General features: G+C 33.6%; 19 protein-coding genes. 14 read left to right on the top strand and 5 right to left on the bottom strand.

All coding sequences use genetic code 11. The annotated features are described in order from the left end of the window. Positions 1-57 precede the first annotated feature (57 nt). Entirely contained in the window at positions 58-1,128 is a 1,071-nt protein-coding gene (gene serC / locus SOM12_RS20570; RefSeq protein ID WP_320495191.1) for a 3-phosphoserine/phosphohydroxythreonine transaminase, read from the bottom strand. A gap of 93 nt (positions 1,129-1,221) precedes the next feature. Then, entirely contained in the window at positions 1,222-2,286 is a 1,065-nt protein-coding gene (locus SOM12_RS20565) for an acyl-CoA reductase (protein ID WP_095931735.1), read from the bottom strand. Between the two features lie 149 nt (positions 2,287-2,435). Between SOM12_RS20565 and SOM12_RS20560 the strand changes: the two genes are divergently transcribed. Together SOM12_RS20560 and SOM12_RS20555 are read left to right on the top strand one after the other, a co-directional pair. Then, positions 2,436-2,786, top strand: coding sequence for a 4Fe-4S dicluster domain-containing protein (locus tag SOM12_RS20560; RefSeq protein ID WP_095931734.1), 351 nt, complete (start codon positions 2,436-2,438; stop codon positions 2,784-2,786). Between the two features lie 175 nt (positions 2,787-2,961). Continuing rightward, entirely contained in the window at positions 2,962-4,116 is a 1,155-nt protein-coding gene (locus tag SOM12_RS20555) for a carboxypeptidase-like regulatory domain-containing protein (RefSeq protein WP_320495189.1), read from the top strand. 201 nt (positions 4,117-4,317) lie between these two features. On the opposite strand, the gene SOM12_RS20550 is transcribed toward SOM12_RS20555, so the two are convergent. Then, positions 4,318-6,951 carry a TonB-dependent receptor gene (locus tag SOM12_RS20550; RefSeq protein ID WP_320495188.1) on the bottom strand — a complete coding sequence of 878 codons (2,634 nt, stop codon included), beginning with the start codon at positions 6,949-6,951 and terminating at the stop codon, positions 4,318-4,320. Positions 6,952-7,243: 292 nt separating this feature from the next. Here SOM12_RS20550 and ychF point away from each other — a divergent pair, with 292 nt between their 5' ends. The 9 genes from ychF (at position 7,244) to SOM12_RS20505 (ending at position 18,639) form a co-directional block, all read left to right on the top strand. After that, positions 7,244-8,338, top strand: a complete 1,095-nt coding sequence (gene ychF, locus SOM12_RS20545; RefSeq protein WP_320495187.1) for a redox-regulated ATPase YchF — start codon at positions 7,244-7,246, stop codon at positions 8,336-8,338. Between the two features lie 343 nt (positions 8,339-8,681). Continuing rightward, positions 8,682-9,359 carry a TIGR02117 family protein gene (locus SOM12_RS20540; RefSeq protein ID WP_320495186.1) on the top strand — a complete coding sequence of 226 codons (678 nt, stop codon included), beginning with the start codon at positions 8,682-8,684 and terminating at the stop codon, positions 9,357-9,359. Between the two features lie 7 nt (positions 9,360-9,366). Continuing rightward, entirely contained in the window at positions 9,367-10,041 is a 675-nt protein-coding gene (locus SOM12_RS20535; RefSeq protein WP_320495185.1) for a hypothetical protein, read from the top strand. Positions 10,042-10,132: 91 nt separating this feature from the next. Next, a complete protein-coding gene (locus SOM12_RS20530) occupies positions 10,133-11,092 on the top strand; it encodes a YihY/virulence factor BrkB family protein (protein ID WP_095931729.1) in 960 nt (319 codons plus the stop codon). Next, the gene (locus SOM12_RS20525; RefSeq protein WP_320495183.1) at positions 11,089-11,613 is read left to right on the top strand and encodes an NAD(P)H-dependent oxidoreductase; all 525 of its coding nucleotides are present in this window, start codon (positions 11,089-11,091) and stop codon (positions 11,611-11,613) included. The genes SOM12_RS20530 and SOM12_RS20525 overlap by 4 nt, the downstream gene beginning before the upstream one ends. Beyond that, complete coding sequence (locus SOM12_RS20520; RefSeq protein WP_095931727.1) at positions 11,614-12,588, top strand: transglutaminase domain-containing protein; 975 nt, start codon at positions 11,614-11,616, stop codon at positions 12,586-12,588. A 76-nt stretch (positions 12,589-12,664) separates the two neighbouring features. After that, on the top strand, positions 12,665-13,840 hold the full coding sequence (gene pncB, locus SOM12_RS20515) for a nicotinate phosphoribosyltransferase (protein WP_095931726.1): 1,176 nt from the start codon (positions 12,665-12,667) through the stop codon (positions 13,838-13,840). Between the two features lie 162 nt (positions 13,841-14,002). Continuing rightward, positions 14,003-15,871, top strand: a complete 1,869-nt coding sequence (locus SOM12_RS20510) for a DNA topoisomerase IV subunit B (RefSeq protein WP_095931725.1) — start codon at positions 14,003-14,005, stop codon at positions 15,869-15,871. A 47-nt stretch (positions 15,872-15,918) separates the two neighbouring features. Then, positions 15,919-18,639, top strand: a complete 2,721-nt coding sequence (locus SOM12_RS20505) for a DNA gyrase/topoisomerase IV subunit A (protein WP_320495181.1) — start codon at positions 15,919-15,921, stop codon at positions 18,637-18,639. Between the two features lie 54 nt (positions 18,640-18,693). Here the strand turns inward: SOM12_RS20505 and SOM12_RS20500 are convergent, their stop codons facing one another. Both SOM12_RS20500 and SOM12_RS20495 read right to left on the bottom strand, forming a co-directional pair. Next, positions 18,694-21,156, bottom strand: coding sequence for an ATP-dependent Clp protease ATP-binding subunit (locus SOM12_RS20500; RefSeq protein WP_320495180.1), 2,463 nt, complete (start codon positions 21,154-21,156; stop codon positions 18,694-18,696). Positions 21,157-21,163: 7 nt separating this feature from the next. Next, positions 21,164-22,216, bottom strand: a complete 1,053-nt coding sequence (locus tag SOM12_RS20495; RefSeq protein ID WP_095931722.1) for a PKD domain-containing protein — start codon at positions 22,214-22,216, stop codon at positions 21,164-21,166. Positions 22,217-22,561: 345 nt separating this feature from the next. Here SOM12_RS20495 and SOM12_RS20490 point away from each other — a divergent pair, with 345 nt between their 5' ends. From SOM12_RS20490 to SOM12_RS20480, 3 genes are read left to right on the top strand one after another with little or no spacing between them, the layout of a single operon-like run. Further along, positions 22,562-23,203 carry a C40 family peptidase gene (locus tag SOM12_RS20490; RefSeq protein ID WP_320495179.1) on the top strand — a complete coding sequence of 214 codons (642 nt, stop codon included), beginning with the start codon at positions 22,562-22,564 and terminating at the stop codon, positions 23,201-23,203. After that, positions 23,187-24,131 (top strand): type VI secretion system baseplate subunit TssG, encoded by a 945-nt coding sequence (locus SOM12_RS20485; protein ID WP_320495178.1) that lies wholly within the window; start codon positions 23,187-23,189, stop codon positions 24,129-24,131. The genes SOM12_RS20490 and SOM12_RS20485 overlap by 17 nt, the downstream gene beginning before the upstream one ends. 2 nt (positions 24,132-24,133) lie before the next feature. Further along, positions 24,134-25,102, top strand: coding sequence for a TssN family type VI secretion system protein (locus tag SOM12_RS20480; RefSeq protein ID WP_250835479.1), 969 nt, complete (start codon positions 24,134-24,136; stop codon positions 25,100-25,102). The last annotated feature ends 6 nt before the right edge of the window (positions 25,103-25,108 follow it).

Here is a 25,108-nt window from a genome sequence, read left to right as displayed (position 1 = left end):
GGAAGTATTTTTTGACGATTAAACAGTTAAACAAATTAACGATTAACCGAAAAAAAACTAAACTTTAGACTCCAATGCTTTCATTACATCCACTAAAACCTGAACACTTTCGATAGGCATAGCGTTGTAAATAGAAGCTCTGTAACCACCTACAGAACGGTGTCCTGGCAATCCAGAAATATTTGCCGCTTTCCATAAAGCATCAAAAGTTTCAGTGTGTTCAGGATTGTTCAATAAGAACGTTACGTTCATGTTAGAACGATCTTCTACCGCAGCAGCACCTTTAAACAATGGGTTTCTGTCGATTTCAGCATAAAGTAATTCTGCTTTTGCGTTGTTTAATTTTTCAACAGCAGCGATTCCGCCTTTTTCTTTAATCCATTGTAAAGTTAAAAGAGAAACATAAACAGAGAAAACTGGTGGCGTATTGTACATACTTTCAGCTTTGATATGTTTAGCGTAATCTAACATACTTGGAATTGTTCTTCCGTTTTTGCCTAAGATTTCTTCTTTTACTACAACTAAAGTAGTTCCTGCAGGTCCCATATTTTTTTGAGCACCAGCGTAGATTAAATCAAATTTAGAGAAATCTAATTCACGTGAAAAAATATCAGAACTCATATCGCAAACAACAGGAACATTTGTTGCTGGGAATTCTTTCATTTGAGTTCCAAAGATGGTATTGTTACTTGTGCAGTGGAAATAATCAGCATCAGCTGGAATTTCGTAACCTTTAGGAACATAAGTATAATTGTCTTCTTTTGAAGAAGCTACGACAACAGTCTCACCGAAAAGTTTAGCTTCTTTGATCGCCGCAGTTGCCCACGTTCCTGAATCTAAATAAGCAGCTTTTCCGTTTTCTTTCATTAAATTATAGGGTGCCATTAAGAATGCTGTACTTGCACCGCCTTGTAAAAATAAAGCCTGATAACCTTTTCCTTGAAGTCCTAATAATTCTAAAGCAAGGGAACGAGCTTCCTCCATAACTGCAACGAAATCTTTGCTTCGGTGCGAGATTTCAAGGATCGATAACCCTGAATCATTAAAATTTAAAATTGCTTTTGATGCCTTCTCAAAAACTTCCTGAGGTAAAATACTTGGTCCTGCGCTGTAGTTGTGTTTTTTCATGGTTGTTGTTAATAGTCGAAAATTTTAAAGACGCAAATTTCGGTAATAAGAGCCGAAAAAGCGTTAAAATATTCGAAATAATTAAACAATTTATTACTTTGTTGTTAACAAAAACGTTATAGTATCGACATTATCTGCGTAATCCCACAATTGCGGTTTTTGGGTTTCTCCAAATGCTATACTATCTGCAGTTATATTATTGCTAACAATGCATTGAATTTGGTCTGTGTCGTCCTGAAGGCGTTTTTTAAGTTCTTCTAAGCTTTCATAATATTCATAAAAAACACTCGAAATAGGAGAGGCATAACTTGAGTCTTCCTTTAAAGTCAAGAATCCGTTGTCCAATAATTTGAAATTACTCATTAAAAATACCGCTTTATTATAGTCATAATTATTAGCGTATTTTTCGTAATGAATAACGTCTTGGTATTTGAACATTGCTTGGAAAAAAGTGTCAAAAGAATACTCTTTCGGAATAAAAAGTTTGGAAACATTTCGGCATCCTAAACCAAAATATCTAAAAATATCTTCACCAAGCGCTTCCAATTCTTCAGTGGTTTCTTTTCCGGTTAAAATAGCGGCCGAATTTCTGTTTTTACGAATAATCGATGGCTTATCTTTAAAATAATATTCAAAATAACGAGCAGTATTATTGCTTCCAGTGGCAATTACAGCATCAAAATTTTCTAGTTTTCCTTCCACGAAAGTGATGTTATCTTTTAGATTTTCATCAACAGCAATTAAATATTTAGCTAAAAATGGCAATAAATGCTGATCGTTTGACGAAGTTTTAATTAAAGCTTTGTTTCCTGTAATTAAAACCGATAAAAAATCATGAAAGCCTACTAGCGGAATATTTCCAGCTAAAATCAAAGCAACAGTTTTTGCATCGCCTTTCTGATCTATTTTGTAAGCCGAAAGCCATTTGTCAATGTTTTCATTGGTTAAAGCTTCAGCCCATGACTGTATAGAGAAATAAACCTGCTCAGGGGTATACCATCCGTTATGAGATTGTGAAAGGCTAATGAGATTTTCGAAATCATCAAAAAAGATATCATTATATAAGACGTCGGATTTTTGCGCAGAAGCGCCCTCAGAAAACTGACTTAAAAATTTTCCTAATTCAACAAAAACACTTTTTTTTGTTTCTAATGTCATAATGTTTGCTTATGAATTGTTTTGATTGTAATTTTGCACAAAAATAAGCATAATTAAGTCGAAAGTCAAAAGCTATAAAGTCAAAAGCGATTCTTGTCTTTATTTTGACTTTAGAACTTTAAGACTTTTAACTTTAAGACTAATAAACGATGGCAATTATTATAACTGACGAATGCATCAATTGTGGGGCTTGCGAACCAGAGTGCCCAAATACAGCAATATATGAAGGAGCAGATGATTGGAGATATAAAGACGGAACAAGTCTTTCTGGAAAAATTGTATTACCTGACGGAACTGAAGTTGACGCAGATGACGCTCAAACTCCAATTTCTGACGAAATCTACTATATAGTACCAGGAAAGTGTACAGAATGTAAAGGTTTCCATGATGAGCCGCAGTGTGCTGCTGTTTGTCCTGTTGACTGTTGTGTGCCAGATGATGATCATGTTGAAGACGAAGAAACTTTGTTAGAAAGACAAGCGTTTTTACATAACGAATAATTATTTCTGAACATCTATAAAAAATAGGATCCTGAGTTGTAAAACTCAGGATTTTTTTTGCCCCCTGATATCAGGTATTTTTAAAAGTTAGTTTGTTGATAACTAATGTTTTATTTTTTTGGTGTTGCTTTATTGTTAAAAAAACAATAATTTAGTTGAAAATATAACAACGCCTATGAAGCAACTGCTACTTTTATTTGTCGTATTATTTAATTTGAATGTTTTTGCACAAAATGATGAATATTCTATTTATGTAAAAGACATTGAAACCCTACAGCCTATTGAGAATGCTACTGTAATGGTCTTAAAAACGAAACAGGTTTTAATGACTAATGCAGATGGTAAAATAACTTTTGTTTTGAGCGGAGGATCAAACATACAGGTTTCAGAAATGAATTATGAAAATCTGACTGTTCGTTGGGCCGCCTTAAAAGAAAGCGGATTTGTAGTTTATCTTAAAAATAAAAAAGAAAACTTAGACGAAGTTGTAGTCTCAAAAGAAAATCCTCAAAAAATGCTTCAGAAAGTAGTTTCAAATTCGAAACAAAAAATTAGCGTTGCACATCGACTAAAAGTATATGTTCGTGAATTTTTTATGCTAGACAATCAATATTCTTATTATAATGATGGATTGGTTAACTTTCAATTCAATAAAAACAATACAACTACGTTATTAGTAGAACAAAATCGTTCTTACGGTTTGATAGACACAGATGTTAGTGCAGATTTGAAAGGGTATAATTTGAATGATATCATGGAGAATTACTCTAACTTTAAGTATTTGGATCCATTGTTGGATCCCAAAGCGAAAAAGGAATATGATTTTACAACAAAAGGACATTCAAAAAATAAAGATTATTATATAATGTCAGTTGTTCCGCTGGATAAAGCAAAAGAGGCAATTGATAATTTTGAAATTATTTACGATCCTGAGAAAAAAATTATAGTAGAATTTACAATTTCTGTAACGCCAGGAACACTGGATAAAGTGGAAGAAAAGACAAAAGAGGGCGAAAAGAATATTACAAAATCGTTTGTCAAAGTAGATTATAGATGGGACGGCACGGATTATTATTTATTGAGTTCAAATGAAGAAATTGGCTATAATGTTGTTTTAAAAGATAAAACTAAAAATGTTCAGGTAAGAAATAGTTTTGTGACAACAGGTTTCAATAAACAGAATTTCACTTATAGTGAAAGTGATGTTTTTAAAGAAAAATCGCTTTTTAATAAGAAAAACAAAATCCTGACCAATTATTGGGATATTTCGGGATTTACAGCAACAGAGCAAGAAAAAGCTATTATTGCATCATTAGAGTTTAAATTGTAATTAAATAAATAGAAAAGAAAAATCCTGAACGTTATGCTCAGGATTTTTTGTTTTATTTCAGGCTGAGTGAAGTCGAAGTCCATTATGATTTTTGATCTGCTTTGTAGAGTTTCTTGCGTGTCCTTCGACTTCGCTCAGGAAGACAAAAAAAGAACTCATTCAATTGTCAGGCTGAGCGGAGTCGAAGCCCCACGTTAATTATTAAAAAGTAAAACCAAGTCTTGCATAGTAATAAGCACCACTGAATCCCATTTGTACTGCATCCCAATATCCTCCAGCTTCTGTGTTTCCTTGCTCATCTTGTTTGGACGGATATACATTAAATAAGTTATTGCTTCCGATAGTTAGTTTTAAACTTTTAGTAAATTGATATCCAACAGTTAAATCGGTTACCACTCTCGGATTGTAAACATCATCTTCGTCTGCATAATCTACCAAAACAACTTTGCTGAAACGAGTAAAAGCTAGTCCAGCGTCAAATTTATTTTTAGCATAGTTTAGGTTTAAACTGAATTTGTTGTCTGGAGCAGAAGCCAATAAAAAGGCTTTTTCACGTTTTCCGAAGAAAGTAGCTTCATCAAGAGTGCCGTTTTTTACTTTGTCAATTTTCATATCGTTGATATTTCCAACCAAAGTGGCGCTAAGCTGACCAAAATCGTATCCTTTTTTCCAAGAGAAAACCACATCAAGACCATGTGTACTCGTGTCTACACCATTGGCAAAAAACTGTGCTTCAGAAACACCAAGGTTTAAAGCGCTTGCATCAAAATATCCAGTAAGTACAATACGATCTTTTACCTGAATATAGTAACCGTCAATTGTTGCAGTGAAATCTCCAAAAGATGCAGTAAAACCTAAAGATGCATTTACTGCTTTTTCTTCGTTTAATTTACCAATTCCAAAAGCTCTTGTGATTTCGCTGTCGTTTGGCGCTAATAAAACTTCGGTTGCACCGCTTGCATTAAAGTTGGTGAAACGTAAATTGTAATAAATCTGTGCTAATGATGGTGCACGGAAACCTGTACTTACAGAACCTCTTAAATTAAAGTGATCGCCGAGTTTTAATCTAGAGGCCAATTTTCCATTTACAGTACTACCAAAATCACTATAGTTTTCAAAACGGATGGCTGCATTTACCATCAAATCTTTGGTTATATCCAATTCGCCATCAGCATATAAAGAGAAGTTGGTACGGCTTTCATTTACTTCATTCGCAGGGCTATAACCGGGAAAACCTTGAGAGCTTCCAGGTCTAGGATTTCCCGAAATAGGATCAATTGGCGCGCTTTGGGTGGTAGGATCGGTAATAGGTTGTCCGTTGGTGTCGTAAGTGGTATATGACCCTTCTTCGCCAGCAAAGATTTCAAATTTTTCTACTCTAAATTCGGTTCCAAAAGCAATATTAAAACCTTCAAGAACACTGTCATAACTTTTAGAAATATCAAAATTAGTAGTGTTTTGGAGCAAACTATGTCCTCCAGCATCAAACTCGTGAGGGGATTTTTCTTCTAGGGAAGCATTTATTGTTCCTTTAATGTCGTATTGAAATTTATTTTTTCCGAAAGTATTACTCAAATCAAATTTCCATCCTCCAGTAGATTCTGTTTTGATTCCGGCAGCAACTGAATTATCATTAATTTTTGATGTAATTCTTGGCGTATAACCTCCAGGATAAACTGATTCTACCACTCTTTCGCCATCATTTCTGGTAAAAGCATAAGCATCTGTATCTCTGAAATTACTTCCTCCAAAAGCGTAGAATTCTGTTTTGTCTGCAATCGGAATAGAAAGATTGGCAAATAAATTTACTCCGTGCATACTTGCATCGCCAAAACCTTTTCTAAAATCATAAGCAGGTCTTAAGGTTTTATTTTTATTCAAAAACTCACCTGTAAAGTTTACATAGCCGCCTTTGGTTCCTAATGCAACTCCATAATTGGCTGCAACTCTCACAGAACCACCATCAAAATCCTGATCTTTTCCGTATGAATTTCCATTTCCATCTTGATCTAATCTAAAGCCTTTTGTATTTGGTGTTCCAGGAAGAAAATCGCCTTTCGCCTTTGTGTTGAAAGCACCGTAAGTTACAGATCCCGTTAATTCGTTTACATTATCGTTTGTAATGATATTGATTACTCCTGCAATGGCATCAGAACCGTATTGTGCCGAAGCGCCATCGCGCAAAATCTCGATCCTTTTAATAGAAGCGGCTGGAATTGCATTCAAATCTGTTCCTGTGTTTCCACGACCTCTTGTTCCAAATAAGTTAATTAAGGATGATTGATGCCTTCTTTTTCCGTTTATTAAAACCAAAGTCTGGTCAGGTCCCATACCTCTTAATGAAGCTGGATCTACGTGATCGGCACCATCAGAGCCTGATTGTTTGTTGGCATTAAAAGATGGAGCAACATATTGAAGTAATTGATTAATTTCAATTTTACCACTTTGTGTTGTTACATCTTTTACACTAATTACATCAATGGGAACAGCAGAATTTACAACAGTTCTCTTGGTGCTTCTGGATCCTGTAACAACAACGTCGCTTAAAACTTGACCTTCGCTTTCGCCCAAAACAACGTTTATCTTGTCGGCAGAAGCTTGTTTTTCGACTGTTCCGAATCCTACATAACTGAAAATTAAAGTAGCGCCTTCTTTTACTTTTATTTTATAACTACCTTCAAAATCGGTAGAAACACCATTTGAAGTTCCTTTTTCGACAATATTTACACCAGGAAGCGGTGCACCAGATTTGTCTTTGACAACACCTGAGACTTCTTTTTGTGCAAAAAGAAACGCTGAACTCAGCAGAAATAGTAATAATGCAATCTTTTTCATGGTATTTGGTTTTTTGGTTTGTTTTTTGTTGATTAGTTTTATAAAAGTACTTTTTTTTAACAAAAAATTAGTAAAATGTTTAAAAATTTTTAAGATTAGGGCTAAAATTATATTATTGAACATTTTTACTTCGTGCAAGAGCTATTAAATCTTATATTTGCAAAATTTTAAAGCCAAAAAATATCATTTTGGCAGAAATGAAGAAAAACACGTAAATCATAATGCATTAAATAACAGGGTTTAATGTTGAAGACCTTTTTAAGAGGTCGAATAAATAAATAGAAACAAACAGATGAAAGCAGGAATTGTAGGATTGCCAAATGTTGGAAAATCAACATTATTTAATTGTTTATCTAATGCAAAAGCGCAGAGTGCTAACTTTCCGTTTTGTACAATCGAGCCAAATATTGGTGTTGTAAACGTTCCAGATCCAAGAATCAACAAATTGGAAGAATTGGTAAAACCAGAACGCGTTCAAATGGCAACTGTAGATATCGTAGATATTGCAGGTTTGGTAAAAGGAGCAAGTAAAGGTGAAGGTCTTGGAAACCAGTTTTTAGGAAACATTAGAGAGTGTAATGCTATTATTCACGTTTTACGTTGTTTTGATAATGATAATATCGTACACGTTGATGGAAACGTAAATCCAATTCGTGATAAAGAAACTATCGATATCGAATTGCAGTTAAAAGATTTAGAAACTGTTGAAAAACGTTTAGAAAAAGTAAAACGTGCTGCAAAAACAGGAAATAAAGAAGCTCAAACAGAAGAAGCTTTATTAAATAGAATTAGAGAGGCTTTATTACAGGCAAAATCTGCAAGAACAATTGTTCCTCAAAATAATGATGAAGAAGTTTTATTAGAAAGCTTCCAATTGATTACAGCAAAACCAGTTTTATATGTTTGTAACGTAGACGAAAGTTCTGCAGTAAACGGAAACAAATATGTAGATCAGGTTCGTGAATTAGTAAAAGACGAAGAAGCTGAAGTTATTATTCTTTCAGTAGGAGCAGAGGCTGATATTACAGAATTGGAAAGCTACGAAGAACGCCAAGTTTTCTTAGAAGATATGGGATTAACTGAGCCAGGAGCTTCTGTTTTAATTCGTGCAGCTTACAAATTATTAAAACAACAGACTTACTTTACAGCTGGTGTAAAAGAAGTTCGTGCTTGGACAATCAATATCGGAGCTACAGCACCGCAAGCTGCTGGAGTTATCCACACAGATTTCGAAAAAGGTTTCATTCGTGCAGAGGTAATTTCATATGATGATTACGTTCAATACGGTTCTGAAGCAAAAGCAAAAGAAGCTGGAAAATTCAAAGTTGAAGGAAAAGAATATATTGTAAAAGATGGTGATGTAATGCATTTCCGTTTTAACGTTTAATTTTTTTTTCTTTAGAAAATAGAGTAAAGAATAAAAAGAATAGATTAAAACTGCTGGAGAGATTCAGCAGTTTTTTTTATACTCAAAATCAAAGTTCTGTTTTGTCAGGCAGAGCGAAGTCGAAGCCCACGCAAAGATTGTCTTATACTTTGCGGAGCTTTTTGTGTGTCCTTCGATTGCACTCAGGATGACAAAAACAAGAATAAAAAATCAGTTTAAATCTGCGCTTTCGCGAAAGCGAATCCGTAAAATCTGTGTACCGTTTTCAGGAAACAAAATTTTTGGCTTAAAAATTGGTTAGAGAAAAATTAACCAATTACTAATCTAAAATCAATCAATCAAAATGATAAAAAAATCATTTAAAATTCTAGGCTGGACACTTTTCGGAATTTTCAGTTTTCTTGCTCTGTACATTACTTCTGTTTTTATTATTTCTAAAATTACAGTCAACTCCGATATAGCAAAAGTCGAAGAACAAAATGCTATTCCAATTTACATTCTTTCAAACGGAGTTCATACCGATATTGTAGTTCCAATTAAAAACGAAGTTAAAGATTGGCGAAACGAAATTCAGTTTAATCAAACTCAATCAAAAGATTCGTTAATGAATTATATTGCTTTTGGCTGGGGCGATAAAGGATTTTATCTCGAAACGCCAGAATGGTCAGATTTAAAAGCCAGCACAGCCTTCAAAGCCGCTTTCGGAATCAGTTCATCTGCCGTGCATGCTACATTTTTTAAGCAATTAAGAGAAGGAGACGACTGCAAACGTATTTTGATTTCTAAAGAAAATTATCAAAAATTAGTCTACTATATTTCAAATAGTTTCAGCGATCCAGTTCGTCCACAATGGATTGAAGGCCACAGTTATGGCAAAAAAGACGCTTTTTATGAAGCAAAAGGAAGTTATAGCCTTTTCTATACTTGCAACACTTGGGCAAATAATGCTTTAAAAGCGGCCAATCAAAAAGCAAGTTTGTGGACGGTTTACGATAAGGGGATTTTTTGTCATTATAAATGATCTTTGGATGAAGAAAGCAGTTTTAGTTATAGCAATAGCTGTATTAATTGTTTCCTGCAAAAAGGCTGATGCAGTTGCAGAATCTGATGGTTTGACATTTTATTTTGAGAATCCTCAACCGATTGATGATTCTGAACTAAATAGCTTTCCTTCTAAATTTAGAGGGCTATATATGAATCCAGATTCTACTTTTTTAAGAATTGACGATAATGGAATCTTTAGAGAGTATTATTTTAAATTCAAGGTTCACAGACAAAAATTAGATTCTTTAAAATCTGAATATGACCTCATCGATGGGAAATTAATTACTAAAGATAGAAAGGATAAATTTGATGTGCTTAAAAAAGGTGATTCTATTGAATTGTCTCAAAGAGATACGGATACATTATTCAGATTGTCATACAGTCAGAAATTAAAGCGTATTAATAGGCAGTTGGTTTTAAGTACAAGAGATTCTATTTTTTGGAACATAAAAACGATTACGTTAGAAAAGGATATTCTTAAAATTAAAAATATTTATTTACCGGAAGACTTGAAGAAATTCGACTCGGTTACTGTCATAAAATCAAAAATGCTAGATTCACTTTGTTATTTGATCAAACCAACAAAGAAAGAATTTAAAAATATTTTAAAAATTAGAAATCTAGGATATGATCAGGAATATAAAAAAGTTTCAAAATAAACATGGTAAAAATGTAAAATTCTGCTAAAAAGCAAGAATTTAAAATTTTTCAAGATTGCTTAAATTTGAGAGAATATCAAATAAGCAGCACATGAAAATCAAAAATATATTCTCCAAAACTTGGTTTCTCTTAAAGAATACCTTTTTAGAATTTAACGATGATAATGCAATTAAGTTAAGCGCTGCATTGGCATACTATACCATATTTGCGTTACCACCTTTATTGATTATTATTATCACAATTTGCGGTTTCTTTTTTGGAGAAGAAGCAGTGACTGGAGAATTATACGGACAAATTAATGGTTTGGTAGGTAATGGCGCTGCAACTCAAATTCAGGAAGCTATTAAAAATGTGCAATTATCTGGCGATAATGTTTTTGCAACCGTATTTGGAATCGTAATGCTATTAATTGGAGCCTCAGGAGTTTTTGCCGAAATACAAAGTTCTATTAATTTTATTTGGGGACTTCGTGCAAAACCAGATAAAGGAATTAAGAAATTTATTCAAAACCGCCTAATGTCATTCTCGATGATTGCTTCGGTTGGTTTTTTAATGCTTGTCAGTCTTTTTATAAGTACAACTTTAGATTTACTTAGTGCACGTTTAAAAGTCTATTTTCCAGAAAGTACAGTCTACTTATTTTACATTGTGAACGTGGTCATTGTTTTAGCCAGTATTACACTTCTCTTTGCCATAATTTTTAGAACGTTACCAGATGGAAAAATAAAATGGAAAGATGCTTTTATAGGATCAGGAGTTACGGCAATACTTTTTATGATTGGTAAATTTGCCATTGGATTTTATTTAGGTAGTTCGACAGTAGCTTCTGTATATGGTGCAGCTGGTTCTGTGATTATTATTCTGGTTTGGGTTTATTATTCGGCAATAATTCTGTATTTTGGAGCAGAATTTACTAAGGTCTATGCAAAATCCTACGGAGGAAAAATTTATCCTAACGAATATTCTGTAGAAATTGCAAAAGAGATTTATGAAATCGACGGACCCAAAAAAGAACTAATTGAAGAAAAATTACTAAACGAGAAACCATGAAAATTATAGCCTTTGGAGGAAGTAACAGCAAACAGTCAATCAATAAACATTTAGCGACTTACGCGTCAAGTTTGTTTGAAAATGCAGACGTTGAGGTTTTAGATCTTAACGATTTTGCAATGCCTGTATTTAGTGTAGATCTTGAAAAAGAAATTGGGCAGCATGATGTGGCACAAGCATTTCTAAATAAGCTTAAAGAAGCTGATATTCTGGTTGTTTCAATGGCAGAAAATAACGGGAACTATTCTGTTGCTTTCAAAAATGTTTTCGATTGGAGTTCTAGAATTGAAAAAGATGTTTTTCAGCATAAACCAATGTTACTATTGGCAACTTCTCCAGGAGGAAGAGGAGGTGCATCTGTTTTAGGAATTGCCCAGAATCTTTTCCCGCGTTATGGCGCAGAAATTAAGGGAAGTTTCTCATTACCAGCATTTGGCTCGAATTTTGATTTACAGGAAAATAAAATCTCTAACGTTGAGTTAGATAATGAACTGAAAAACATTATTAAATCAAATTTCTAAATGCCACAAAAAAAGATTGCCCTTATTTTCCTTTTACTAAATATTTTTTCTATCAATTTTACTTTCGCTCAAAAGATTAGCGAAGTCGATAAAATAGTTGCAAAATATCCAAAAAATTTTGACAGCACCGAAAAGTTAGCCGACAGAATCGAGAAAGATTTTGATTCGGATGCTGAGCGTGCACGCGCTATTTATAGCTGGATTGCTTTTAATATAAGATATGATTACAACGCCTATTTGAATCCGCCAAGAGTGCAGGGTTTCAGTTATTCTACCGAAGCCGAAAAACAGCGAAAAATAAAACAATTGAATGACAATCTGATTCAAAAAACTTTTAACTCAAAAAAAGCGGTTTGTGAAGGTTTTACTGCTTTGTATCAGAATTTGGCTGAACAAGTTGGTTTGAAATGCGAAATTGTTAAAGGAGATTCTAAAACAAGACTGGCTGACATTGGAAGAAAAAACACTTCGTCAAACCATGCTTGGAATATGGTTTTGATTAACAAAAAATGGCGCTTGATCGATGTTACTTGGGGTCAAGGTTATTATGATAGTAATAAAGGAAGAATGGTTAATGATTTTAATCCGATTTATTTTGATACCGATCCTGACTACTTTTTTGCCAAACATTTTCCAGATTCTGGATCGTTTTTAGGAGATCGATTAAGCAAAGATGATTTCTTAAACGGTCCATTGATTTATAATAAAACGATCGAAAATGATTATAAAATCAAAACGCCAAGTTCAGGAATAATGGAAGTAAAAAATGGAGATAAAATAACTGTCGAAATTAAAAATGTTTCCAAATCCAATCAGGTTTTTTATTTAAACAAAAAGAATCAGCCGGTTAAAGTTCAAAATCCAAAGGAAAAAAGAGGAGGTTTAGAGTTTCAAATTCTTGTTGACAGCAACGTAGGTAATTATATCACGATTTTTGTTGACACCGATAGTATTGTGTCTTTTAAAATTGTCTAGAAAATAAGAGTTCATCAATATTTTATGTTTTCTGAAATTGCCGTATCTTAGCGGGAAATGAAAAGAATTTGATGCTATGGAAACAACTTTTTTGAAATCAATTTTAGATAATGATTTCTACAAATTTACAATGCAGCATGCTGTAATAAAGCTTTTTCCAAAGGCAAAAGTCCGTTACGGATTCATAAATCGTGGTAAACATATTTTTCCAGAAGGTTTTGCAGATCTACTTCGCGTTTCTGTAGATGCAATGGCAGATCTTCGTTTAACAAAAGAAGAAAAAAATTATCTGGCCCATTATTGCCCTTATTTGGACCCTACTTATTTAGATTTTCTCCAAGGATATAGTTTTGATCCTTCCGAGGTGCAAATCAGTCAAGAAGGGTCAGAAATCAGTGTTACCGTAGAAGGATTTTGGTATAGAACAATTTTGTGGGAAGTGCCACTAATGGCATTGATTTCAGAATTGTTTTATAAAGCGAGCCATCTCATTCGCTTAAATGATGAAGCCATAAAGAATCTTACGAAAGAAAAAATTGAAAGCTATAATAAACTAGGAGTTTCAGTTTTAGAATTTGGAACCAGACGTCGCCATTCTTACGAAGTTCATGATTTAGTAAATAAAACCTTGAGCACTTATGGTGGACAAAGTTTTATTGGAACAAGCAATGTACATTTTGCAATGGTCAATAACAAGCGCCCTTTAGGAACACATGCGCACGAATGGTTTATGTTTCATGCAGCGCAATATGGTTTTCAGGTGGCGAATTTTATAAGTCTCGAAAACTGGACAAAAGTTTATGGCGGTGATCTCGGAATCGCTTTAACGGATACTTATACTACAGAAATATTTTTCAACCAATTCGATAAAAAATATTCTAAGCTTTTTGATGGTGTTCGACATGACAGCGGCGACCCAATTGAGTTTGCCCAAAAAGTAATTGCTCATTATACCAAAATGGGAATTGATCCAAAATCAAAAGTTATTGTTTTTTCAGATTCTTTAAATTACGATAAAGTAAAAAAGATTGTTGATTTCTGTCAGGACAAAATAAAAATGTCATTCGGGATTGGAACCAATTTTACCAACGATGTTGGTCTTCCTGCCATGAATATGGTCATTAAATTAACCGATACAAAACCTGATAATATACATTGGCAGGGAGTTGTTAAACTTTCAGACGAAAAAAATAAAAACACAGGAACGCCCGAAATGATTGCGCTGGCAAAACAAGTGTTGGGAATCAAATAGTATTTTTTTGCTGAAAAAGCAGTTTTTTATATTTTTAGTGTTTGTTTTATTTTAAAATCAATTTAAATAGAATTTAAACTGTTATTATTCATAACAAAAAAGAAATACGCTTTTATTTTTTACCGATAAATGGTACATTAGCCAAAAATCCTAAATTCATTTATGCTAGAGCAAAATCAATACAACGAAGATAATATTCGTTCACTCGATTGGAAGGAACATATTCGTATGCGTCCGGGTATGTACATCGGGAAATTAGGGGACGGATCATCACCAGATGATGGTATTTATATTCTTTTAAAAGAGGTTTTAGACAACTGTATCGATGAGTTCGTTATGGGTGCCGGAAAAACTATCGAGGTAAGTATTAAAGACAAAACAGTTTCTGTTCGTGATTACGGACGTGGAATTCCATTGGGTAAAGTGGTCGATGTAGTTTCGAAAATGAATACTGGTGGAAAGTACGATTCTAAAGCTTTCCAGAAATCGGTTGGTTTGAATGGTGTCGGAACAAAAGCGGTAAATGCTTTGTCTAATTATTTCCGTGTAGAATCGGTTCGTGATGACAAACAAAAAGCAGCTGAATTCTCTGCTGGAAATTTGGTTCTAGAAGAAGACGTTATCGATACAACAAAACGTAAAGGAACAAAAGTAATTTTTACGCCAGACGAAACGATTTTCAAAAACTATAAATTCCGTTTAGAATATGTAATCAAAATGGTCAAAAACTATTGTTATTTGAACAATGGTTTGACTATTATTTTCAACGGAGAAAAATACTATTCAGAGAACGGACTTCGTGATTTATTAGAAGAAACGATCAATGAAGACGATTTAGAATACCCAATTATTCATTTAAAAGAGCATGATATCGAGGTTGCGCTTACACACAGTAAAACGCAATACAGCGAAGAATATCATTCTTTTGTAAACGGTCAGAATACAACACAAGGAGGAACGCACTTAGCGGCTTACCGTGAAGCGGTTGTAAAAACGATTCGTGAGTTTTACAACAAGAATTTCGAAGCATCAGATGTTCGTAAATCTATTGTAAGTGCGATTAGTATTAAAGTAATGGAACCTGTTTTTGAGTCTCAGACCAAAACAAAATTAGGTTCTACCGATATGGGTTCTGATGATGGAACTCCAGCAGTTTCTGTTCGTACTTTCGTTAACGATTTTATTAAAACGAAACTGGATAATTACCTTCATAAAAATCCAACAACTGCCGAAGCTTTATTGCGTAAAATTCTTCAGGCAGAACGTGAGCGTAAAGAATTATCTGGAATTAGAAAACTGGCAACAGATCGTGCTAAAAAAGCCAATCTTCACAATAAAAAATTAAGAGATTGCCGTGCGCATCTTCCAGATACAAAAAACCCAAGAAACTTAGAAAGTACGCTTTTTATTACCGAGGGAGATTCGGCTTCTGGATCGATTACAAAGTCGCGTGACGTGAATACACAAGCGGTTTTCAGTTTGCGTGGTAAGCCTTTGAATTCATACGGAATGACGAAAAAGATTGTGTATGAAAACGAAGAATTCAATTTACTGCAAGCAGCATTAGATATTGAGGACGGATTAGAAAAATTACGTTACAACAACATCGTAATCGCAACCGATGCCGATGTCGACGGAATGCACATTCGTTTGCTTTTAATTACGTTCTTTTTACAATTTTTCCCAGAATTAATCAAAGAAGGGCATTTGTACATTTTACAAACACCGCTTTTCAGGGTTCGTAATAAAAAAGAAACGATTTATTGTTATTCTGAGGAAGAAAGAAAAGATGCTATTGAGAAACTGAAACCAAAGCCAGAAATTACTCGATTTAAAGGTTTGGGAGAGATTTCGCCAGATGAGTTTAAAAACTTCATTGGAGACACCATTCGCCTTGATCCGGTTATGATGGATAAACACACTTCAATCGAGCAGTTATTGTCTTTCTACATGGGTAAAAATACACCAGACAGACAAGAGTTTATTATCAAGAATTTGAAAGTGGAGATTGATGAGTTGGAGGAGGTTTAAGATTAAAGAAGAAGAATTTTTTAGTAGTTTTATACTGAACAAAATATATGAAAGACGAAGAAGACGATAACATAATTCCAAACGACGACGAGAATAATCAGGATGAAAACCAAATTGATGACAATCAAAATGGAGATGATGATGAGATTATTGACGTAGATGCTAAACATTTTGAAGGACAGCATTTTTACGAAAATCAGGATGAAGAAGGCGAAGACGTTATTACAAAAGTAACCGGAATGTATAAAGACTGGTTCTTGGATTACGCTTCGTATGTAATTTTGGAACGTGCAGTTCCTGCTATCGAGGACGGATTCAAACCTGTTCAGCGTCGTATTATGCACTCTTTAAAAGAGTTGGACGATGGTCGTTATAATAAAGTTGCCAATGTTGTTGGTCACACCATGCAGTATCACCCACACGGAGATGCGAGTATTGGTGATGCAATGGTGCAAATTGGTCAGAAAGATTTATTAATTGACTGTCAGGGAAACTGGGGGAATATTTTAACAGGCGATGGAGCAGCAGCTTCGCGTTATATTGAGGCACGTTTATCTAAATTTGCTTTGGAGGTTTTATATTCTCCAAAAATTACCGATTGGGGAGTTTCGTATGATGGTCGTCGTGCAGAACCAAACAATCTTCCAGTTAAATTCCCGTTGCTTTTAGCGCAGGGGGCAGAAGGTATCGCAGTTGGTTTATCAACAAAAGTTTTGCCTCATAACTTCAACGAGTTAATTGACGCTTCGATTAAAATCTTAAAAGGAAAACCGTTTACGCTTTATCCTGATTTTATGACGCAAGGTATTGCCGACGTTTCCAATTACAACGACGGAATGCGTGGCGGACGTGTGCGTGTGCGTGCTAAAATTTCGCAATTAGACAAAAATACATTGGTGATTACACAGATTCCGTTTTCGACCAATACATCGAGTTTAATTGATAGTATTTTAAAAGCCAATGAAAAAGGTAAAATCAAAATCAAGAAAATCGAAGATAATACGGCTGCTGATGTTGAGATTTTAATTCACCTTTTCCCAGGCGTTTCGCCAGATAAAACTATTGATGCTTTATTTGCCTTTACCGCTTGTGAAACATCTGTAGCGCCTTTAGGATGTGTTATTGAAGATAATAAACCGTTGTTTATCGGTGTTTCTCAAATGTTGAAAATTTCAACAGAAAGAACAGTCGATTTACTTCGTCAGGAATTAGAAATTCAGTTAGAAGAATTAAAAAATAAGTGGCACTTTTCTACTTTAGAGAAAATCTTCATTCGTGAAGAAATGTATATTGACTTCAAATTATATGGAGATAGAGAATCACTTTATAAATATTTATACGATCGTTTTGAGCCTTTCAAAAAATCATTCGTTAGAGAAATCAATGATGACGATTTACAAAGACTGACTCAAATTCCGATGATTCGTATTACGCGTTTCGACTCTGATAAAGCGGATGATTTAATCGCTAAGCTAGAAGACGAAATGAAAGAGGTAGAGCATAATCTAGAACATTTAACAGATTTTGCAATTGCTTATTTTACGAAATTAAAAGAGAAATACGGAAAAGGCCGTGAACGCCAAACAGAACTTCGTGTCTTTGATAACGTTGAAGCTACAAAAGTTGTTTTAAGAAACACAAAACTTTACGTAAATCGCGAAGAAGGTTTCGTAGGAACGAGTTTAAAGAAAGACGAATATGTAGGTGATTGTTCTGATATTGATGATGTTATCGTATTTTTGAGAGACGGAACATTGATGATCACAAAAGTAGATGCCAAAACATTTATAGGAAAAGACATTATACACGCCGCAGTTTTTGATAAAAACGATAAACGTACGATTTATAATATGATGTACCGCGATGGTAAATCGGGGCCGTCTTATATAAAACGTTTTAATGTTACGGGTGTAACACGTGATAAAGCTTACGATTTAACTAATGGAACAAACGGTTCTCAGGTAGTTTATTTTTCACATAATCCAAATGGAGAAGCTGAGGTTGTGACTATTTTGCTTCGTCAGGTTGGAACGATTAAGAAATTGAAATTTGATATTGATTTTGCTAATTTAGCAATTAAAGGACGTGGTTCTAAAGGAAACTTGGTTACCAAATATCCAATCAAGAAAATCGAATTAAAAGAAAAAGGAATTTCGACTTTATTGCCAAGAAAAGTTTGGTTTGATGATACGGTAAAACGTTTAAATGTTGATGCAAGAGGAGAATTATTAGGCGAATTTAAACCAAGTGATAAAATATTGGTAATTAGTCAATCGGGTAAATTGAAGGTTATTATTCCTGAATTATCGACTCATTTTGATGAAGATATGATCGTTTTGGAAAAATGGAAACCTAAAAAACCAATTTCTGCAATTTATTATGATGGAGAAAAAGAACGTTATTTCTTGAAACGTTTCCTTGTAGAAAATGAAGGTAAGGAAGAAAGCTTTATTACCGATCACCCGAATTCGCAGTTAGAGATTGTTTCTACAGATTATCGTCCGGTTGCACAATTGGTTTTTGCTAAAATAAAAGGGGTTCAAAAAGATGATTTACACATTGATGTAGAAGACTTTATAGCCGTAAAAGGTTTTAAAGCTTTAGGAAATCAATTGACAACAGATAAACTAAAACAGGTAAACTTATTAGACCCGCTTCCTTATGAAGAACCTATTGAAGAAGTTCCTGAAAGACCAGAAATTTCAGAAGACGATCCAGTCGAAACAGAATTAGATGACGATGGCCAGATAGGCTTGGTTTTAGAATAAAAAAAAAACGCTAAGATTCATTTCTTAGCGTTTTTTTATAGATGGATTCTTCGATTAATTTTCAACGGGAACAATTTCTTCTTTAATCCATTTGACTTCGTTATTCTCAATAATTACCGTAACGATATCGCCATCTTTGACTTCTCCAGAAATTAGCTTCTTTGCCAAAGGTCTTCTCAAGTGGCTTCTAATAATGCTTTTAATTGGTCTTGCTCCATATTTAGCATTAAATCCGTTTTCGGCGAGATAAGTTTTAGTCTCAATCGGAATTTCGACTTCGACATTGATGTTTTTCAATAAGTCAGTAAATTCTTTTTTAAGATGTATTTGAAATATTTTAAGAGCATTTTCTTTACTAAGTGGGGTAAAAGGAATAATTTCAGTTAATCTTCCTAAAAACTCAGGTCTGAAATAATTTGCCATAATTTCCATTAAAGAAGTCGAACTCGGAATTTCGCCGCTGTTAAAGGTTTCTACAATGTGATCTGCTCCAATATTGGATGTGAAGAGTATAATAGCATTCGAAAAATCACCTTCTTTTCCTAAACGATCGTGAAGTTTACCTTCGTCCATAACTTGCAGGAAGACATCAAAAACAGATGGATGCGCTTTTTCAATTTCATCAAATAAAACAATAGAGTAGGGCTTCTGCCTAATTTTATTGACTAGCAAACCGCCTTCTTCATAGCCCACATATCCTGGAGGCGCACCGTATAGAAGAGCAGCAGAATGTTCCTCTTTAAATTCAGACATGTCAAATCTAATAATTGCATTTTCATCTTGAAAAAGAAATTCAGCTAAACTTTTGGCTAATTCTGTTTTTCCAGTTCCTGTTGGACCTAAGAAGAAAAAAGATGCAATGGGCTGACCTGCTTTGCTTAAACCTGATCTTGATTCTAAGATGGAACCAGCAACCGTGGCAATGCAATGATCTTGCCCGATCACTCTTTTGCTTAAAACCTCTTCAATTGTGTTAAGTTTATTTTTTTCTTCTTCATTTAGCTTGCCTGCCGGAATTCCTGTTTTTTGTGCAATTATAAGAGACAAATCAAAAGCCTCAATATGAACACGTTTGTCTAAAGCTCTCTTTTCGATTATTTGCAAGAGGTTTTCAATATGAGTGACGATAGCATCAGAAGATTCAAATGTTTTTGAATTATTCTCCTCATCAGCAATCATTAAAAAAGCAGTTTTGTTTGCTAAATCGGTTAAAAACCAATTACATTCTTTAATTAATTGTTCTTCAGATAAACCCTTTTCATTTTGTTTAAGAGCTTCCAATTTACTAATAAGCGCAGCTTTTTCTTTTAGAAAAGTTTCACCAGAAGTTTTTAGAACAGACATTGTATGGTCAATCAGATTTATAGCTGATTCGGGTAGACTTTTTTCTTTTAAATACCTTTTAGATAATCGAATAGATTCAGAAATCGTTTCGTCATCAATTTGTATTTTATGATGTTCCTGATATGTTTTTATTGATTCGCGAATCATTCGAAACAAGGTTTCATCATCCGATTCTTCCAGTTTCACAATTTCAAACATGCCCGAAAGCCCTTGCTCTTTTTCGATTCTTTTTGTAAATTCATCAATTGTCGAAGTTGCAATAATGTTTAAACCTTTTGCCAATTCACCTTTTAAGACATTTGAAACTCCTGAATCTCCACCATTTTTATCTAAAAGAGTATGTATTTCTTCTATAATTAAAATTGCTTTTGGATACTGTTTTAACTCCTGAATACAATTTTTTAAACGGTCTTCAATTTCTCCTTTGTACGAAGCGCCGGCAATTAAAGAAGATAAATCCAGTTCGAATAACTGCACTTTGTCTAATACATCTGGAATTTTATTATTAATGACATTTTCGACCAGAGCATCAATTAAAATGGTTTTTCCAATGCCACGATCACCAATTAGCAATACATTGGGTTTAGAGAAACGGCATAAAATTTCTTTAATAGTATTTAATTCGGCTTCACGGCCTATTGCAGGTATTCTTTTCTTGTTCTTTTCAAGATTTTTATGAATGCTGTATTTGCCCAAAAAGCCTTTTTTAACTTCTTGTTTGACCGCGTTATTATTTTGTGGAATAACAATCTGATCCTCCAATAATTCATTTCTAGAAATTGGATAAGATTTCATCTGGTCAAAATTGAAAGCTACACCAGGCGAACTGATGGCAATTACAACACCATAAAGGCTAATTTCGTCCTCATTTAATGCTATTCGAACAGATTCGGCTTCCTTTATAATTTCGTCAATGAGATCGTGTGGTTCAGCATCAAAAACATTAGTAGTTTTAGGTTCTTCTTCAATTCGAACTTCTGCCCATTCATCAAGATAATACACATCTTTACCCATAGCTTCAAGTCGTTTTAAAAGTGATAAATCTCTATTTAAAATGGCTTTTAGCAAATGTGGAGCCGAGTAATACTTGTTTGAATTGGTTTTAGCAATCTTTTTAGCAATTTCTAATGCGCTTAACAGCTCTGTACTGAAAATGTTTTTTTCTTCTTCCATACCCAATTTAATCTTTAGACCATATCAAATACTTTTTTACTTTGTAGCTGATATTTAGTCCTTTAATGCAGTTAGTTTGTTTGTCTTTGTTTAAGCGTATTGATTCGATTTTAATCTTCTTCCCTTTAACAGAGGCACATAATTGTGCAAAAGTCAATAAATCTGCGTCATTTTTTACAACTGGAATATCAAGATCATCACATAAAAATTCGGCAAAATCATCTTTTACTTTACTGCCTTCTGCCACTTTTTTAAATAAAATCTCAAACTGATCTTCAGACATTTTAGGTGCTTTTTTGACTGTGGCAGTACTGTCTTTTACTGTTTTTGCTTTAGGAGCAACGGGTACGTACTGCAACATTTCTTCCAAAGGATCTTTTTTTACAGGACCGCGAGGAAGCGCAAAAGCTTCTGCTTTTTTCTCAAATTCATACGAACTAACATCCAACGGATTGGTCTTTTTTATAACTCTTGGATGCACATAAATTATCTTTTTTGCGACACGGCTGAAATCGCCATTTATGACCAGCGTAATTGTTTTTTCACCAGGAGTAATGAAGTTGTAGACTGGGTTTGAAGAAGTCTCATCGATGCCTTTATTTTCACCAAATGCCCACTCCCAAGTCTTAGCATCTTCAGAAATTGACTTAAAATAGGCTGGCTGTCCAACGGTGATCGTTTTAGGTACAATAATCTTTGGTGTGCCTATTTTATCGGCAGCAAATTTGTCTTTTATAACCAGCTCTTTTGTATGGGTGCAACCCCCGTTTATGGTTAGTGTTACATAGTATTTTCCTGGGTTTTTGTAAATGTGAAAAGTATGTTTTCTGACATCTTTTTCTGATCCGTCTCCAAAGTCCCAAACCCATGATTTTGCATTAGGAGTTTTATCATAAAATTCTATAGATTCTTCTGATTGCGATTGGTCTGAAAAGATATAAAATTTTGCGTCTTCACAATCGACATGATTAAAAAATTGAACTATAAAGGCAATGATTCCAGCTAATAACAGGATGGTAAAAAAAAATACAATCCTAATATCGATATTTTTTTGATTCATTTTTAAATTTTGGAATATTTTACTATGTAAGATAATTTTAACAAAAAACGGAAGCAAATGTAGTTTTTATTATTTTAAAAAACTTATATTTTATAATATAAATTTTACAAAAAAGATTTGTATTCTTACAAAATATTTTGTTAGGTTTGTAACCACCTCGTTCCAAAATGTAAATAAATTCATAATAAACGAGTTACGTCCACAAATGAGAATTTTCTCAAGGTTGAAAAAGGAAAAATGAGCGATAAGTTTGTTTTTAATGTTGCTGAAATTTTAAAAAAGACCCATTTTGGGAAGTCAATTATTTTTTAATTATCTAAAAAGAGCGTATTAATATTATTTTTTATGAGGCAAATTGTTATAATGATTCTTATGATGCATTTATTTACAGAATGCCATGCTCAAAAATATATTTCCCAAATTCCCTTCAAGTATGATTATTCTTTGGAGCTATTAAAAAAACAGTCTCAAATGACCGAAACAGGTTTAAAGAATAAAACAGTCGTAAATGATAACTCCGAGAATTTAAGCGACGAAGTATTGGCTCTCAAAGAGAAATATTCTATTATTCTGGCAGTAATGCCAAATAAAATCACCAATTACAAATTATACTCGTACCTAGATCCTTGGTTGAACACGCCGTATAAAGAGAAAAGCTTTTCTAAAAAAGGAATCGATTGCTCTTATTTTCTACAGTCTCTATACAGTGATGTTTACAAGGTTACTCTTCCTAAAGATCCTGCAGGGATGTGGAAATCTAAATCGATCCAGATTTTTACAGGGAGGAGTTTTCTTGCCGAAGGCGATCTGGTTTTCTTTAGATACGATAAAGATCATCCAATATCTGATGTTGGCTTGTATCTGCATAATGACCGAATTCTGGCTTGTACAGACAAAGGTTTGGCAATATATAATTTCAATGATGAATACTTTCAGTTACGATATATAGGCGCAGGACGAATCAACGAAGATGGAAAGAAAAAGTAAAAAAAGTCTTGAGGAGCTTGCATACGAAATAGAGAGTATTTCCTATGATATAAGGGCAGAAGTTGTTGCTAATGAACTTCTTGAAAATAAAGCCGTGGCACAAGACGAAATCACGATTTCAAACCATGGACAGTTTTCACGAGCCTACAGAAGTGATATTCTAGGAGCAGGAATTCAGGACGATAATTACGACAAACAGGAATATCTTAATATTAGGCTGTCGCGAGATAGTATGTATGATGCATTACCTGAGGGTTTTGTTCATAGTTTGACTGAAAATAATGCGGATAAATCTGTAAAACAGATGATTAAGGAGCATAAACACCAGAAAAAGCAAGAAGCAGAAGCTCGTGTTTTTTTTACTCCTTTTGAAAATGAGATTTTTCATTATCGAACTAAAATTGAAAGCGTTGAAAGAAATTTTCTGTATCAGCTGAATGGAACTAAACCATTGGAGTTTTTCTATGATTTTTGGGGACTGTCGCACATTTATCCAGAAATTTTAGTTTCAAAGTTTATTCAGCTTTTACCCTATGCGTATAAAATAGTGGGAGATATAGACTTGGCTTGTCATTGTTTGTCTAGTATTATTGAAGAAAAAGTAACTTATACAACGACTACTTCGAAAGAATATAGTGAAGAAGGAGAGCAGATTAAGTTAGGTGAAAATAGATTAGGAGTTGATTTTATTACCGGGAAAAATTACATGGATTATTCGATGAATTTAACCATAAAAATAGGTCCGATAGCGAATAAACCGTATCAGCATTATCTTAAAAACGGCGAGATAAAAATATTTATAGATTGTTTTTGCGAACATTTCTTTCCGATGGAAGTAGAAGTAAAAACAGTTTTATTGATTAATGAAGAAACCGAAGAGTTTAATTTTAGTAAAGAACCTGTGTTAGGGTACACAACACGAATTTAGTAATGGTAAAAAAGCATTTATTAGCCCTTATTGATATTAGGCTTATTGTATTTTTAGTAGCGATTATAGCAGTGAGTTTTATACTTACGATGGTATTCAGCGATAAGATAAAAGAATTTGCAGTACAGTATAAAAGAAAATTTTACATCTATGTTTTCTCATTTGTATTGATATACGCCCTTGTTGGGTTTTTGGGTTATAACAAATTATTCACAGAGTTATCAGACGAATTTCGATTTTATCAAATAGCATCACTTTTGTTCGGAATCCTTAATGTTTACCTGTACAGATGGTACTTTAATGAATTCAATAAAAAAGGATCTGTTGGTATAGAATTGTTGTTTTCTTTACTAATAACACTTTACTCAAGCGTATTATTTGTCATTATCTACACGGCATTAAACGGCATTGCCTTGACTTTTTTAATGTGTTCTCACTTCTTGGTATTTATCGTTCCAACAGGAGTTTATGCGGTATTTAACTATATGATGCAGATACCTCCTAAAGAGTATGTTACTTGGAGAATACCAGAAAGAAAAAATCCTTTTCCTGAGATAGAAAACGTTCAAATGAAGGATTTATTACTGATAACATTATTGATTCAGAAAAAAGAAAGCGATACAAAATATACCTCAATTAGATCAAAAGGTCCGGTTAGAATTGATTTTGGGGCTCTATTTTATCATACCGTTTCAGGATATAATGAGCATAATGCAGAAAGTAAAATTGATTTAAAGCATAATGGAGAAAATTACAATTGGGTTTTCTTTTTACAGCCCAAATGGTATCAGACAGCGAAATATGTCGATGCGAAATATACTTTAGGGATGAACGGCATCACTGAAAATTCAGTCATTATTTGTAAAAGACAAAGAGTGAAAGAAATTACTCAAACAAAAAAAGAAGGAAAAGGTAAAGACTTTATGTTTGAACCTAAGATGGAAAATAAAGAAAAAGAGGTTGAAGTTTAACATTTT

The sequence above is a fragment of the Flavobacterium sp. CFBP9031 genome, assembly GCF_034044945.1.
GTDB lineage: Bacteria > Bacteroidota > Bacteroidia > Flavobacteriales > Flavobacteriaceae > Flavobacterium.
The sequence above is the reverse complement of the archived record's forward strand: the minus strand, read 5'-3'. Positions and strand labels throughout refer to the sequence as shown.

Bases quoted from the DNA above. Each gene is read 5' to 3' on its own strand.
- serC (WP_320495191.1), bottom strand. From the start codon at position 1,128: ATGAAAAAACACAACTACAGCGCAGGACCAAGTATTTTACCTCAGGAA.
- SOM12_RS20565 (WP_095931735.1), bottom strand. From the start codon at position 2,286: ATGACATTAGAAACAAAAAAAAGTGTTTTTGTTGAATTAGGAAAATTT.
- SOM12_RS20560 (WP_095931734.1), top strand. From the start codon at position 2,436: ATGGCAATTATTATAACTGACGAATGCATCAATTGTGGGGCTTGCGAA.
- SOM12_RS20555 (WP_320495189.1), top strand. From the start codon at position 2,962: ATGAAGCAACTGCTACTTTTATTTGTCGTATTATTTAATTTGAATGTT.
- SOM12_RS20550 (WP_320495188.1), bottom strand. From the start codon at position 6,951: ATGAAAAAGATTGCATTATTACTATTTCTGCTGAGTTCAGCGTTTCTT.
- ychF (WP_320495187.1), top strand. From the start codon at position 7,244: ATGAAAGCAGGAATTGTAGGATTGCCAAATGTTGGAAAATCAACATTA.
- SOM12_RS20540 (WP_320495186.1), top strand. From the start codon at position 8,682: ATGATAAAAAAATCATTTAAAATTCTAGGCTGGACACTTTTCGGAATT.
- SOM12_RS20535 (WP_320495185.1), top strand. From the start codon at position 9,367: ATGAAGAAAGCAGTTTTAGTTATAGCAATAGCTGTATTAATTGTTTCC.
- SOM12_RS20530 (WP_095931729.1), top strand. From the start codon at position 10,133: ATGAAAATCAAAAATATATTCTCCAAAACTTGGTTTCTCTTAAAGAAT.
- SOM12_RS20525 (WP_320495183.1), top strand. From the start codon at position 11,089: ATGAAAATTATAGCCTTTGGAGGAAGTAACAGCAAACAGTCAATCAAT.
- SOM12_RS20520 (WP_095931727.1), top strand. From the start codon at position 11,614: ATGCCACAAAAAAAGATTGCCCTTATTTTCCTTTTACTAAATATTTTT.
- pncB (WP_095931726.1), top strand. From the start codon at position 12,665: ATGGAAACAACTTTTTTGAAATCAATTTTAGATAATGATTTCTACAAA.
- SOM12_RS20510 (WP_095931725.1), top strand. From the start codon at position 14,003: ATGCTAGAGCAAAATCAATACAACGAAGATAATATTCGTTCACTCGAT.
- SOM12_RS20505 (WP_320495181.1), top strand. From the start codon at position 15,919: ATGAAAGACGAAGAAGACGATAACATAATTCCAAACGACGACGAGAAT.
- SOM12_RS20500 (WP_320495180.1), bottom strand. From the start codon at position 21,156: ATGGAAGAAGAAAAAAACATTTTCAGTACAGAGCTGTTAAGCGCATTA.
- SOM12_RS20495 (WP_095931722.1), bottom strand. From the start codon at position 22,216: ATGAATCAAAAAAATATCGATATTAGGATTGTATTTTTTTTTACCATC.
- SOM12_RS20490 (WP_320495179.1), top strand. From the start codon at position 22,562: ATGAGGCAAATTGTTATAATGATTCTTATGATGCATTTATTTACAGAA.
- SOM12_RS20485 (WP_320495178.1), top strand. From the start codon at position 23,187: ATGGAAAGAAAAAGTAAAAAAAGTCTTGAGGAGCTTGCATACGAAATA.
- SOM12_RS20480 (WP_250835479.1), top strand. From the start codon at position 24,134: ATGGTAAAAAAGCATTTATTAGCCCTTATTGATATTAGGCTTATTGTA.